The organism is Streptomyces sp. NK15101 (genome assembly GCF_020400725.1).
Lineage (GTDB): Bacteria > Actinomycetota > Actinomycetes > Streptomycetales > Streptomycetaceae > Streptomyces.
The window spans coordinates 76,485-88,958 of record NZ_JAINVG010000027.1 but is presented as its reverse complement, the minus strand read 5'-3'; the positions used below and the strand labels follow the sequence as shown (position 1 = coordinate 88,958).

Annotated in this window: 10 protein-coding genes and 1 pseudogene; 6 read left to right on the top strand and 5 right to left on the bottom strand. The window is 72.5% G+C overall.

Features of this window, described 5'->3' with window-relative positions; all coding sequences use genetic code 11:
- Window positions 1-392 (top strand): FBP domain-containing protein (locus K7G60_RS17035; protein ID WP_225801759.1); only part of this gene is annotated, 392 nt, incomplete at its 5' end.
- Window positions 393-417: 25 nt separating this feature from the next.
- Here the strand turns inward: K7G60_RS17035 and K7G60_RS17030 are convergent.
- A complete protein-coding gene (locus tag K7G60_RS17030; protein WP_225801758.1) occupies window positions 418-1,599 on the bottom strand; it encodes an acyl-CoA dehydrogenase family protein in 1,182 nt (393 codons plus the stop codon).
- A 239-nt stretch (window positions 1,600-1,838) separates the two neighbouring features.
- On the opposite strand from K7G60_RS17030, the gene K7G60_RS17025 reads away from it, so the two are divergent.
- Both K7G60_RS17025 and K7G60_RS17020 read left to right on the top strand, forming a co-directional pair.
- Entirely contained in the window at window positions 1,839-3,047 is a 1,209-nt protein-coding gene (locus K7G60_RS17025; protein WP_225801757.1) for a CaiB/BaiF CoA-transferase family protein, read from the top strand.
- 66 nt (window positions 3,048-3,113) lie between these two features.
- Window positions 3,114-3,794, top strand: coding sequence for a GntR family transcriptional regulator (locus K7G60_RS17020; RefSeq protein ID WP_225801756.1), 681 nt, complete (start codon window positions 3,114-3,116; stop codon window positions 3,792-3,794).
- Window positions 3,795-3,833: 39 nt separating this feature from the next.
- Here K7G60_RS17020 and K7G60_RS17015 read toward each other — a convergent pair whose 3' ends face one another.
- On the bottom strand, window positions 3,834-4,157 hold the full coding sequence (locus K7G60_RS17015) for a hypothetical protein (RefSeq protein WP_225801755.1): 324 nt from the start codon (window positions 4,155-4,157) through the stop codon (window positions 3,834-3,836).
- Between the two features lie 90 nt (window positions 4,158-4,247).
- Window positions 4,248-5,252, bottom strand: coding sequence for a hypothetical protein (locus K7G60_RS17010; RefSeq protein ID WP_225801754.1), 1,005 nt, complete (start codon window positions 5,250-5,252; stop codon window positions 4,248-4,250).
- A 188-nt stretch (window positions 5,253-5,440) separates the two neighbouring features.
- Here K7G60_RS17010 and K7G60_RS17005 point away from each other — a divergent pair, with 188 nt between their 5' ends.
- From K7G60_RS17005 to K7G60_RS16995, 3 genes are all read left to right on the top strand, one after another.
- On the top strand, window positions 5,441-6,154 hold the full coding sequence (locus K7G60_RS17005) for a hypothetical protein (protein WP_225801753.1): 714 nt from the start codon (window positions 5,441-5,443) through the stop codon (window positions 6,152-6,154).
- A 94-nt stretch (window positions 6,155-6,248) separates the two neighbouring features.
- Window positions 6,249-6,842, top strand: coding sequence for a TetR/AcrR family transcriptional regulator (locus K7G60_RS17000; protein ID WP_225801752.1), 594 nt, complete (start codon window positions 6,249-6,251; stop codon window positions 6,840-6,842).
- A gap of 124 nt (window positions 6,843-6,966) precedes the next feature.
- On the top strand, window positions 6,967-9,036 hold the full coding sequence (locus tag K7G60_RS16995) for a discoidin domain-containing protein (RefSeq protein ID WP_225801751.1): 2,070 nt from the start codon (window positions 6,967-6,969) through the stop codon (window positions 9,034-9,036).
- Window positions 9,037-9,100: 64 nt separating this feature from the next.
- Here the strand turns inward: K7G60_RS16995 and K7G60_RS16990 are convergent.
- Window positions 9,101-10,987 (bottom strand): annotated as a pseudogene (locus tag K7G60_RS16990) (glycoside hydrolase family 5 protein).
- Between the two features lie 35 nt (window positions 10,988-11,022).
- Window positions 11,023-12,294, bottom strand: a complete 1,272-nt coding sequence (locus K7G60_RS16985; RefSeq protein WP_225801750.1) for a YncE family protein — start codon at window positions 12,292-12,294, stop codon at window positions 11,023-11,025.
- Window positions 12,295-12,474: the final 180 nt, after the last annotated feature.

Below are 12,474 nucleotides of genomic sequence, written 5' to 3'. Positions count from 1 at the left end.
TGGACTTCCTCGGCTGGGTGGACCCGGGCGCGCCCCTGCGGGCGCACCTGGTCGTGCCGCGCGAGGACGGGCCGCTCGGCGTGACCCTGCGGGTCCCCGCCACCGGCCGGACCAGCGCCGTGAAGTCGAGCATGTGCCAGGTCTGCCTGACCGCGCACGCCTCCTCGGGCGTCACGCTCCTGGTGGCGCCGCTGGCCGGCAGCCGCGGCCGCGAGGGGAACACGGTCGGCATCTACCTCTGCGCCGATCTCGCCTGCTCCCTCTACGTCCGGGGCCGGCGGCAGCCGAAGCTGCGCCACCGGCGCCACGAGGAGTCCCTCACCCTCGACGAGCAGGTCGCGCGTCTGACGGGCAACCTGGACGCGTTCCTGGACCGGGTGACGACGGGCTGAGGGACCGGGACGGTGTCCCGGTGGCTCAGCGGAAGGCCTGCTCGCCGGTCAGCGCCTTGCCGATGACCAGCGAGTGGACCTCGCTCGTGCCCTCGTAGGTGAGCACCGACTCCAGGTTGTTGGCGTGGCGCAGCACCGGGTATTCGAGGGTGATGCCGTTGGCGCCCAGGATCGTGCGGCACTCGCGGGCGATCGCGATGGCCTCGCGGACGTTGTTGAGCTTGCCCACGCTGACCTGTTCGGGGGTGAGCGCGCCCGCGTCCTTGAGCCGGCCGAGGTGGAGGGCGAGGAGCATGCCCTTGCCGAGCTCGACGGACATGTCGGCGAGCTTCTGCTGGGTCAGCTGGTAGGAGGCGAGGGAGCGGGCGAAGACGACCCGGTCCCTGGCGTAGGAGATCGCGGTCTCCAGGCAGTCGCGGGCGGCGCCGAGCGCGCCGAAGACGATGCCGAAGCGGGCCTCGTTGAGGCAGCCGAGCGGGCCGGAGAGGCCGCGGGCCTCCGGCAGCACGGCGTCGGCGGGCAGCCGCACGTCCTCGAAGACGAGCTCGCTGGTGACGCTCGCGCGCAGCGAGAGCTTCATCTTGACCTCGGGGGCGCTGAAGCCGGGGGTGCCGGCCGGGACGAGGAAGCCGCGGACGCCGTCCTCGGTGCGCGCCCAGACGACGGCGACGTCGGCCACCGAACCGTTGGTGATCCACATCTTGGTGCCGTTCAGGACCCAGTCGGAGCCGTCCCGCTTGGCGTTGGTCCGCATGGCACCGGGGTCGGATCCGGCGTCCGGCTCGGTGAGTCCGAAGCAGCCGATGTACTCGCCGGCCGCCATCTTCGGCAGCCAGCGCTGCTTCTGCTCCTCGGAGCCGTACTTCCAGATCGCGTACATGGCGAGGGAGCCCTGTACGGAGACGAGGGAGCGCAGTCCGGAGTCGACGGCCTCCAGCTCCAGACAGGCGAGACCGTACGCGACGGAGTTGGTGCCCGCGCAGCCGTAGCCCTCCAGGTGCATGCCGAGCACGCCGATGCCGCCGAGGGTGCGGGCGAGCTCGCGGGCGGGGATCTCGCCCTTCTCGAACCAGCCGGCGACGTGCGGCCGCAGCTCGCGGTCGGCGGCGGCGCGGACGGTGTTCCGGATCTCCCGCTCCTCGTCGGTCAGGAGTCCGTCGACGGCGAGCAGGTCGAAGGGGTGGACGGGGGTGGACGGCGACTTCACGGACGGCCTCCTGGCGACTGTGGCAACTCGGCGAGCCGAAGCGTAGCCCCCGATCGGATATTGGATCCAGTATTGAAAATCCCACATCCGAGCCGTACGGTCCGATTGGATCCAATCTCCAATCACTTGGATCCCCTCTGCAGTTGTGGGATCCAGGCTCCCTTCGCATGGATCCGACCTCCGGTCGCCCGGATCCCGTCTCCGGCCTCCGGTCCTCCAGCGAGAGCGAGGGAAATCGCATGCACGCAGCTCAGCCGGGCACACCGGGAACGCCACCGACGGGCGGAGCCCTGTCCGGGATCGTCGTCGCCGATTTCGGCCGGGTGCTCGCCGGGCCGTACATGACGATGCTCCTCGCCGATCTGGGCGCGGACGTGATCAAGATCGAACGGCCGGGCTCGGGGGACGACACGCGCGCGTGGGGCCCGCCGTTCGCCGCGGGAGAGGCCACGTACTTCCTCGGTGTGAACCGGAACAAGCGCTCCGTGTCGCTCGACCTCACGGACCCCGACGACCTGGCCGCGGCGCGCGCGATCGTGGACCGCGCGGACGTCCTCGTCGAGAACTTCCGCCCCGGCACGATGGAGAAGCTCGGCCTCGGGTACGAGGAGCTGCGCGCGGGCAATCCCGGGCTCGTCTACTGCTCGGTGACCGGCTTCGGCACCGCCGGGGGCGCCCGGCTGCCGGGCTACGACCTGCTCGTCCAGGCCATGGGCGGCCTCATGAGCGTGACGGGCGAGCCGGACGGGCAGGGCACGAAGGCGGGGGTCGCCCTGGTCGACGTCATCACCGGCCTCCACGCGGGCCTCGGCGTGCTCGCCGCCCTGCGCCACCGGGAACGGACCGGCGAGGGCCAGCGGGTCGAGGTCTCCCTGCTCGGCTCGCTCCTCTCGGCGCTCACCAACCAGGCCGCCGCCCACCTGGGGGCCGGGGTCGTGCCGCGTGCGATGGGCAACAGGCACCCGAGCATCGCCCCGTACGAGGTGTTCGAGGCGCGGGACCGGCCGCTGGTCCTCGCCGTGGGCAACGACCGGCAGTTCGGGGCGCTGTGCGAGCGGCTCGGCCGGCCGGAGCTCGCCGGGGACCCCCGCTTCGCGACGAACACGGCCCGGGTCGCCCACCGGGAGGAGCTGGTCGAGGCCCTGGCCGGCCCGCTCGGCACCCGTACCGCCGACGGCTGGTTCGAGGAGCTCACCGCGGCCGGCGTGCCCTGCGGTCCGATCAACGACCTGGCGGCCGCCTTCGACCTCGCCGACCGCCTCGGGCTCGCGCCGCGCGTCCCCGAGTCCGCGGCCGGCCCCGGTCAGGTCGCCCACCCGATCCGGCTCGGCCTCACCCCGCCCTCCTACCGCACCGCTCCCCCGCGCCTGGGCGAGCACACGGACGGCGTGCTGTCGGAGCTGGGACGAGTCGTCCACAGGGCGTCGGCGGCGGACGACGGCGCGTAGGAAGATGGTCGGCACCGGTGGCGGGGCCCACCGGCGGCCACGTGAGGGATCGGAGGGTCACAGGCGATGAGCAGCGCGGTGCAGAAGCGGCGGCCGCAGACCGCCCAGCAGTTCGTCCTGGAGGAACTGCGGCGCGCCATCACCACCGGGGAGCTCAGGCCCGGCGGGCCGATCCGCCAGGAGGCCCTGGCGGCACGGTTCGAGGTGAGCCGGGTGCCGCTCCGGGAGGCCCTGAAGGCCCTGGAGGCGGAGGGCCTGGTGGTCCATCACGTCCACCGGGGCTACTTCGTGGCCGAGCTCTCCCTGGACGATCTGGAGGAGATCTACCGCATCCGCGAGCTCCTGGAGACCGAGGCGGTCCGCATGGCCGTCCGGTGGATGCCGGACGGCACGGTCGCCACGCTCGAACGGATCCAGCGGGAGGTGGAACGGGCCGCGGACGAGGGGGACGTGGCCGCGATGGCGACGGCGAACCGGCTCTTCCACTTCACCCTGATCGAGGCGTCAGGGATGCCGCGCCTCGTCCGCCTCATCGCGTCCCTGTGGGACGCCACCGACGCGTACCGCTCGCTGTACTACACGGACTCCCCGAACCGGAAGCAGGCCATACGGGAGCACCGGGCCGTGATCTCCGCGCTCCGCCACGGCGACGAGGAAGCCGCCGTCCGTTGGCTCGACGAGCACCGGGCCCACGCGGTGGCCGCCCTGCGCAGGGTCCTCGACGCGAGGGCCCCGGAAGGGGACTGACCGCGCGGAGGACCCTGCGCGTCCGGCGCGAGGCCGGTCTCACCCGGACGCGGTTCCTCCGGCACCCGCACGCCGGGCCGCTCCCGTCACGACGAGGAGCGCGGCGACGACGGCCAGGGCCCAGGGGGCGCCTTCGGTCGCGTACAGCGGGTCCGTGAACATGCTCGCGGCCGCGAGTCCCAGGAACGCGCCCCACACGAGGAATCCGGTGCCGCGCGGCATGGCGTCCGCGGTCCGCCAGTTCCTGCGCGGGATCCACAGGCGCAGAAGCTCCGCGGCCACCGCGAGGGACACCAGGCGGGTCGCGACGGCGCACCACAGGGGCGTCGCGTCCGTCTCGCCCGCGCCCAGCACCGCGGTCATGCCGAAGAAGGCGACCGGCACGAGCCAGCCGAGGCTCGCCCGGATCCCGGACGCCGGCGGGGCCTCGGAGGTCTCCGCGCCCTCGCGGTCCTAGCCGCCCTTCCGTGCCTTCGCGTCCCCCTCCGCACCCGGTTCCGGGGAGCGGGGGGCCGGGATCACCGGCGGCACGTCCGGCACCGGGCGGAGGGCCCGGGAGCGCGCCCGGCGGTCGCGGAGGCCGAGGTCGCCGTGCAGGTCGACGTGGGCGGCCAGTTCGGCCCGGAGCACGATCAGCCGCTCCGCCATCCCGTCGAACTCGGCCCTGCGCCGCGCGGCCTCCTCCGCCGCCTCGCGCTCGGCGACGGTCAGCGCGGCCAGGCGCTCCGCGTGGAGCCGTTCGGCTTCGGCGCGGGCGGTCTCCGCGGTCTTCGGGACCTCGGCGAGCTCCGCCCGGAGGCGTGCCCGCTCGTTCTCGATGATCTCCTCGATGCGGTGCCGCTCGTCCGGCGGCAGCTCCTTCGGGGCCCGGGCCTCCGCCCTGGCGACGGCGGCCCGCCGCCACTCCATCAGCGGTCTGCCGCGGTGCTCGCCTATGCCGTTGACGTGGACCTTGCGGCCCTGCGTGCGGTGGATGTAGAGCACCTCGCCGCCGCGGCCGTTGGGGGCCTTGCCCCAGCTGACCCGTGTGAAGTCGGCGGCCGTCCTGATGCCCTGTGCGGCGAGGTCGCGGGCCAGGCCGCTGCCGATGCCGTTCACCTCGCTCGCCGTCAGGCGCGTGCCGCGCAGCGACCGTTCGATCGATTCGCGGCGCAGGACGGCGAGCGCCCGGCGTTCCTGCCCGGCGCGCTTGCCGTCCAGGCCGTTCAGCCGGGCGGTGAGGGACCGCTCGCTCCTGGCCCGCTTCTCGTGGATCCGCTGGAGGGCCTTGCCGTGCCGGGCGTCCGCCCGGGACCGCGCCCCGGCCTCGCGGTTCAGCCGCCGCCGGTCGGCGAGTTCGAACGGACGCCGCTCGCCGAGGAGGCGGCGATGGGCCCGGACCGATTCGACGAGCCGCCGTCGGTCGGCGCGTATCTCGGCCCGGTCGGTGGACGGGGGTGCGGTGGTGCTGTCGATCACGGCGGCTCTTCGGGAAGCGGGGGCGGGGGCGGGGAGGCCTATTATCTCCGGCCGTGGGGACGAGTACAGGCCACGGCGCCCTTGCCCTCCTCGCTGCCCCGCACCCGCAACCGCGGTGCGGAACAGCGCGTCTTCGGACCTGCCGGACGGCGGACGGACGGCGCGGACGGACACAAGGGGGTCCTGCGGTGAACGGGAAGAGAAACCGGGCGGTACGGGGAACGTGGCTGATCACGGCCCTGATGCTGGCATCGGTCACGGTGGGCTGCCAGGACACGGGAGGCGACGGATCCGGTGCCGGTCCCAAGCCCGACAAGTCCGCGGGCGCTTCGAAGGCCCCGGGGAAGGGCAAGGGAAAGGAATCGGCCAAGCCGTCGCCGACGACGTCGAAGAAGCCGACGAAGCCGGGCGAGGACCCCTCGGCGGGGGCGCTGACGTGTGACCAGCTGCGGAGCGCGGCGCTGCAGACGCCGTCCTTCCGCTTCCCCGACGCCCCGGACGGGACGGTCGCCTTCACCGACGGACGGTGGGAGGGCGACGGCGTGGTGATCGAGCTCCAGCCGCAGTGCGGCATCGGGGACATGACGGGCGACCCCGCGGAGGACGCCGTGGCGGCCGTCAAGGTCACCACCGGCGGCACGGGCAAGTTCTACGGCCTCGTCACCTGGCGCAACGACTCCGGCACCCCGGTGCCCGTGGCGGCCGCCTCGCTCGGCGACCGCACCCCCGTGGTGTCGATCGACGTCTCGTCACCGGCGCCGCGCCAGGCGACCGTCGTCTACCTGACGCGCGGGGACTCCGATCCCTCGGCCGTCGTGACGATCCGCCGCTCCGCCGTCTACCGCGTGACGGAACCCACCATGACCGAACTCCACCACAGCGACACCCCGTACACCCCTTGACGGCCGCCCGGCCGGTCCCGTCGCGCACGGGACCGGCCGGGGGAAGGGCGCGGAGGGCTGCGGTTACCCTGTGCGCCGGACGCGAGGAGGAACCATGGCGCGGATGCCGTCGGCCGAACGACGCAGACAGCTGGTCGAGGCGGCGATCAGGGCGATGACCAGGGACGGTGTCGCCAAGACGACGACCCGGTCGATCTGCGCCGAGGCGGGGGTCTCGCTGAGCGTCTTCCACTACTGCTTCGACTCCAAGCAGGCGCTCCTCGAAGCCGCGATCGAGACGATCACCGGGAACTACGTGACGCGCGTGATGTCGGCGGTCGAACCGGGCGCGACGCTGCGCGAGACCGTCCGGGGTGCTCTGCAGACGTACTGGGACCACGTCACGGCCCATCCGGGCGAGCACATGCTGACGTACGACATCACCCAGTACGCCCTGCGGGAGCCCGGGTTCGAGCATCTGGCGCGCGCCCAGTACGAGCAGTACGTGGCGTCGGCGGCGGCGCTCGTCGAGCAGGTCCGCGGGGCGCGGGGGCTGGAACCCCGGGTGCCGGTGGAGGTGCTCGCGCGGTATCTGGCGGCGGCGATCGACGGCCTCACCCTGCAGTTCCTGGTCCTCGGCGACGGACGGGCCGCAGCCGATCACCTGAATCTGACGGCAGACCAACTCGTGCGTCTGATCGAGGGCTGATACCCCCTGCGGGACCAGGGAATTCATCAACAGGTCATTTGACCCGGACTCTTGACTCGTACCTCCGGTAACGCGATCCTCGGGGCGCCCGGTACACCCCCACCGTCCGGAGGCATCGCAGAACATGACTCGATCCTTTTCGCGCGGGACAGGCGGAAGATCCGCCCTCCTGGCGCTGTTCCTCGCCCTGGCCGCGGTGCTGTTCGGCTCCGCTCCGGTCCCCGCCGCCGCCGGCGACGCGTGGTGGGAAGCCACGTCCCGGCCCGCCCCCGACTCGCAGATCAACGTCACGGGCGAGCCGTTCAAGGGAACGGACGCGCAGGGGAAGGTTCGCGGGTTCGTCGACGCGCACAACCACCTGATGTCCAACGAGGGCTTCGGCGGCCGGATGATCTGCGGGGCGACGTTCTCGCAGGCGGGTGTCGCCGACGCGCTCAAGGACTGTCCCGAGCACTACCCGGACGGCTCGGGGGCGCTCTTCGAGCACCTCACGGGCGGCGACAACGGCAAGCACGACCCGGTCGGCTGGCCCACGTTCAAGGACTGGCCCGCCCACGACTCGCTCAGCCACCAGCAGAACTACTACGCCTGGGTCGAACGCGCCTGGCGCGGCGGGCAGCGGGTCCTCGTCAACGACCTGGTGACCAACGGGCTGATCTGCTCGCTCCTGCCCCGTGACCGCACCTGCGACGAGATGACCGCGATCCGCCTCGAGGCCCGCAGGACGTACGAGCTGCAGGACTACGTCGACGCGATGTACGGCGGCCCCGGCAAGGGCTGGTTCCGGATCGTCACCAGCGCCGGTCAGGCCCGTTCGGTGATCGAGCAGGGCAAGCTCGCCGTCGTCCTCGGGGTGGAGACCTCGGAGCCCTTCGGCTGCAAGCAGATCCTCGACGTCGCCCAGTGCGGCCAGGCGGACATCGACAAGGGGCTCGACGAGCTGTACGCGCTCGGCGTGCGCAGCATGTTCCTCTGCCACAAGTTCGACAACGCGCTCTGCGGGGTCCGCTTCGACAGCGGGACGACGGGGGTGGCGGTCAACATCGGCCAGTTCCTGTCCACGGGCACCTTCTGGGCCACCGAGAAGTGCGCGGGCCCTCAGCACGACAACCCGATCGGTCTCGCCGCCGCACCGGCCGCGATGGCCGAGAAGCTGCCGGCCGGGGTGAGCGTCCCCTCGTACGCCTCGGACGCCAGGTGCAACACCCGCGGGCTCACCCGGCTCGGGGAGTACGCCCTGAAGGGCATGATCAAGCGCGGCATGATGCTGGAGCTCGACCACATGAGCGTCAAGGCCGCCGGGCGGGCGCTGGACGTCCTGGAGGCCGAGGAGTACCCCGGCGTCCTGTCCAGCCACAGCTGGATGGACCTGGACTGGACCGAGCGGCTCTACCGTCTCGGCGGTTTCGCCGCCTCGTACATGCACGGCGCCGAGGGCTTCGTCGGCGAGGCGGCGCAGAAGGCGGAACTGCGGAAGAAGTACGGGGTCGGTTTCGGCTACGGCACGGACATGAACGGCGTCGGCGGCTGGCCGGGCCCGGTCGGGGCGGACGCGCCGAACGCGGTGAAGTACCCCTTCCGCAGCTTCGACGGGGGCTCCGTCCTGAACCGCCAGGTCACCGGTGAGCGCACCTGGGACCTCAACGTCGACGGTGCCGCGCACAACGGTCTCGTGCCGGACTGGGTCGAGCAGATCCGGCTCACCCCCGGCGGTCAGGGCGTCGTGGACGAGCTGTCGCGGGGAGCGGAGTCGTACCTGACCACCTGGAAGCGGACCGAGGACCACGAGCCGGGCGTGAACCTGGCCGCCGGGCAGCCGGTGTCGGCCTCCACCACCCAGTGGTGGAACCCCTTCGTGAACTTCTCGCCGGGGCTGACGGTCGACGGCGACACGGGGACCCGCTGGGCCAGCGAGTGGTCGGACGACCAGTGGCTGAAGGTGGACCTGGGCTCGGTGCGCCGGGTCGGACGGGTCACGCTCGACTGGGAGCGGGCCTACGCGCGCGCGTACCGGATCGAGCTGTCGGACGACGGCACGACCTGGCGGAACGTGTGGTCCACGGACGCGGGTGACGGCGGCTACGACACGGCGGAGTTCGACTCGCAGCCGGCCCGTTACGTGCGGGTCCACGGGGTGAGACGGGCCACGGACTGGGGCTACTCGCTCTACGAGGTGACCGTCAACAGGTCCTGAGCGTACTCGGGAGGTGGCCTGCCGGATCCGCTCCGGCAGGCCCCCTCCCGCTTGCCCGCGGCTCCTACGGAGTGCGGCAGAGCAGGGCGTCGGGGGTCTTGCCCTTCGCCCAGGCGCCGGTGAAGGCGATCCCGGCCGCGTACTCGCCGGTGGCGCACTGGCCCTTGTAATGGCCCTGGGCGAACTCGCCGCCGGGTTCCCCGGCGGGGCGGTCGTCGCCGCGGTCGAACCAGACCGTGCGGCCCGTCACCGGCAGGGCGCGGGAGGCGGCGGCGCACAGGACGGCGGAGACGGCCTGGCCGCGGACGCTGTAGCCGGTCATGAACCGGTCGCGGGGACACTGGAGTTTGGTGCAGCCGCCGGCCCAGTCGCCCTCCTTGACGTACCGATCGTCGGTCACGACGGTGGCCCCGCCCGCCGGGTCGGCGAGTCGGGCGGCTCCCGCGTCCGTGCACAGGCCGCGGCCGTCGCGGTGGGCGAGGCCGACGAGCCGCTGCCCGTCGGGGCAGACGCCCTTGCGGGCTCCGTGGTCCCAGTCGCCGGCGGCGCGGGCACGGAGGGACTGGACGGCGTCCGCGTGGTCGAGGTTCAGCATGTCCCAGTGCTCGGCGGCCGGTACGGGTCCGGTGAGGCCGGGGGCGGTGACGAGCCGCCGCCAGTCGGCCGCGCGCCAGTCGTCGCCGTCGAGGACGCCGGAGCGGCGGCCTTCGGTGTCGTAGTCGAGGAGCTTCCACCGTCCGTGGCCGGTGAAGCCGACGAGCGGCCAGTAGGCGAAGTCGGTGTCGTTCGCGATCAGGTGGTCGACGAAGTTGCCGAACCAGGCACGGGTCTGGGGGTTCGTCTCGTCGGCGCCGATGCCGAACTCGCCGATCCAGACGGGCGCGGTGTAGTGACGCCGGGTGTCGTCGGTGACGAAGAGGGCCTGGCGGCGCAGGGTCGCGAAGAGTTCGTCGCGGGAGAGTTCCTGGTAGCGCCGGTCGTGGGTCTCGCCGGTGCCGGTGGCGCCGGTGTGGTTCGGGCCCGTGTAGCCGTAGAAGTGGGCCGAGTGGACGAGTTTGTCGGAGGCGACGAGGGTGTGGGAGAGGGTCCGGGTGGGCCCCAGGGTCGGCCGCCAGTGGGGCGTGATGTCCGTGGGGACGCCCTGCCGGTTGATGCCCTCGACGATGACGAGGAGGTCGGGGTTCGCCTCGGTGAGGATCCGGTCGCCGAGGCGCTGGGTGGCCGTCCACCAGTCGTGGGAGTCGCCCCGGCCCCAGTTGGCGTCGTCGGTGATCGTGCGCCGGACCTCGTTGTAGAGGTCGGCGCCGACGACCCGCTCGTCGTCCCGGTAGCGCCTGGCCATGAAGAGCCAGTCGTCCTCCCGCTGCGCGGTGGTCTGGCTGGTGTTCCAGCGCTCGTTGCCGTCGAGGCCGCAGCACCAGCGGGAGGTGTTGGTGTGGTTGTTCAGGACGACGGCGAAGCCCTCGGCGGTGGTGGCCGCGATCACGGCGTCGAGGACCTGGAGCGGGGTCTTGCCGCGCAGCTGCGGGTTGGCCGCGACGGCGGCGTCGGGGACGGGCCGCCGGTCGTGGACCATCTCGTTGGAGAACGGCAGGCGGATGCTGTTGATGCCGAGGGCGTGGAAGTCGGCGAGGATCGTCGCGACCGGTGCGCGGTCGAGGCCGAGGGGCACCTGGTCGGACTTCTCGCCGGCGTTGTGGTTCGCGGGGTCGGCCGGGTCGCCCGAGCCGGTCCACGAGCCCTGTGCGCCGTGCCAGTTGGCGGACTTGAGCTTGAAGCGGTCGCCGTTCGCGTCGACGACCTAGCGGCCCTGGGTACGGAGCGGGGGCTGCCAGCTGTCGGCGAGGGCGGTCCCCGCCGGCGCGGGCCCGGTCGCCGTGGCGGGGGCCGCCGGTGTTCCGGCGGCCAGGAGGGCCGCGGCGAGCGCGGCCCCCAGGAGTGTCCTCTTCACGGTGTCCTTCGGGTGCGAGGGGTCTCGGCGGGCGTTCAGCCGGCGGTGGGGCCGGTCCAGCCGGCGGGGACGCGGGCGAGGCGTACGCGCTGGGGGTGGTCGCCGACGTCCACGCTCGCCACCCGCTGCCCGGTGGCGAAGTCGATCGCGGTCACCCGGTCGGCGCCGCTCTCGGAGACGACGCAGGACCGGCCGTCGCCGCTCACGGTCGCCCAGTAGGGCTTGGACGCCGGGACGAGCGGGCCTTCCCGGAGGGTGTCGCGGTCGACCACGGTGGCGTAGTCGTCCATCGTCCCGGCGACGCAGAGCTTGCCGCCGTCCGGGCTGATCGAGAGGCCGTGGTGGCGCGAGTCGTTGACCCAGGTGGTGCGGTCGGGGTCGGTGGCCGGGTTGCCCGGAAGGTTCTTGAGGCGGGTGACGCGGTCGGATTCGACGTCGTACTCGAGGAAGCCGTTGAAGAAGGAGACCTGGAAGTAGATCTTCTTCTCGTCCGGGGTGAAGACGAGCGGGCGGACCGCGTCGGAGAGGTCGCCGCGTCCGAAGGCGTCCAGGCGGGCGCGCATGTCGATGACGCGGACGGTCTCGAAGGTGCCCGCGTCGACGACGGTGATCTTCCGGTCGCCCTTGCTCCAGTCGAGCCAGGGGGCGTCGAGCGCGGTGGTGACCTCGCCGATGGACATGTTCCAGAGGAGGCCGTCGGAGGTGAAGACGTTCTCGTGGGGCTTGTCGCCGGTCTTGAAGGAGCCGAGCTGGCGTCCCGTCGCGATGTCCAGGACGTGCACGGTGTTCGCGGTGGAGGCGGAGACCGCGACGCGGGTGCCGTCGGGCGAGACGGCCATGTGGTCGGCGCGGTAACCGGCCACGGGGAAGCGCCAGTTGATCCGTCCGGTCCGCAGGTCGAGGGAGACGACGTCGGCGAAGCTGGGGCGGGAGACGACCATGGCGGAGCCGTCGGGGGTCGCGTACATGTCGTCGACGAACTGGTCGTGGCCCTCGCCCGGTCCGCTGCGGACGCCGAGGAAGAAGGCGAGTTTGACGGGGTTCAGGTAGATCTCGCGGAGGCGCTCCTCCTTGTCGGGGATCACGTTCACACGGCCGACGCGGTGGAAGTCGCCGTGGGAGGCGATGACGTCGGCGGTGCCGTCCCAGTTGTTGCCGACGAACATCACCTCCTCGAGTCCGGCGGGGGCGGCGACCGGTCCCGGGACGGAGGCGGATCCGGTGGCCGCGGACGCGGCGACGAGGGCGAGGGAGGCCGCGAGGGCTCCGAGGAAGCGGCGGGTCCCGGACGTACGGGGAGAGGGCATGGGGGTTCCTTCTTCCGTGGCGCGACGAAGACTTACCGGAGGTAACCACGGCCGTGTCATGCTCACAAGCCCCTGTCGCACCCTGTTTCCCGCCGCGCTTCCGGCCGCCCTCCGGACTCCCTCGCGCCAGGACGAGCCGGGGTGCGGGATCATGGAATCCGGAACGCAGAAGGGACGGAA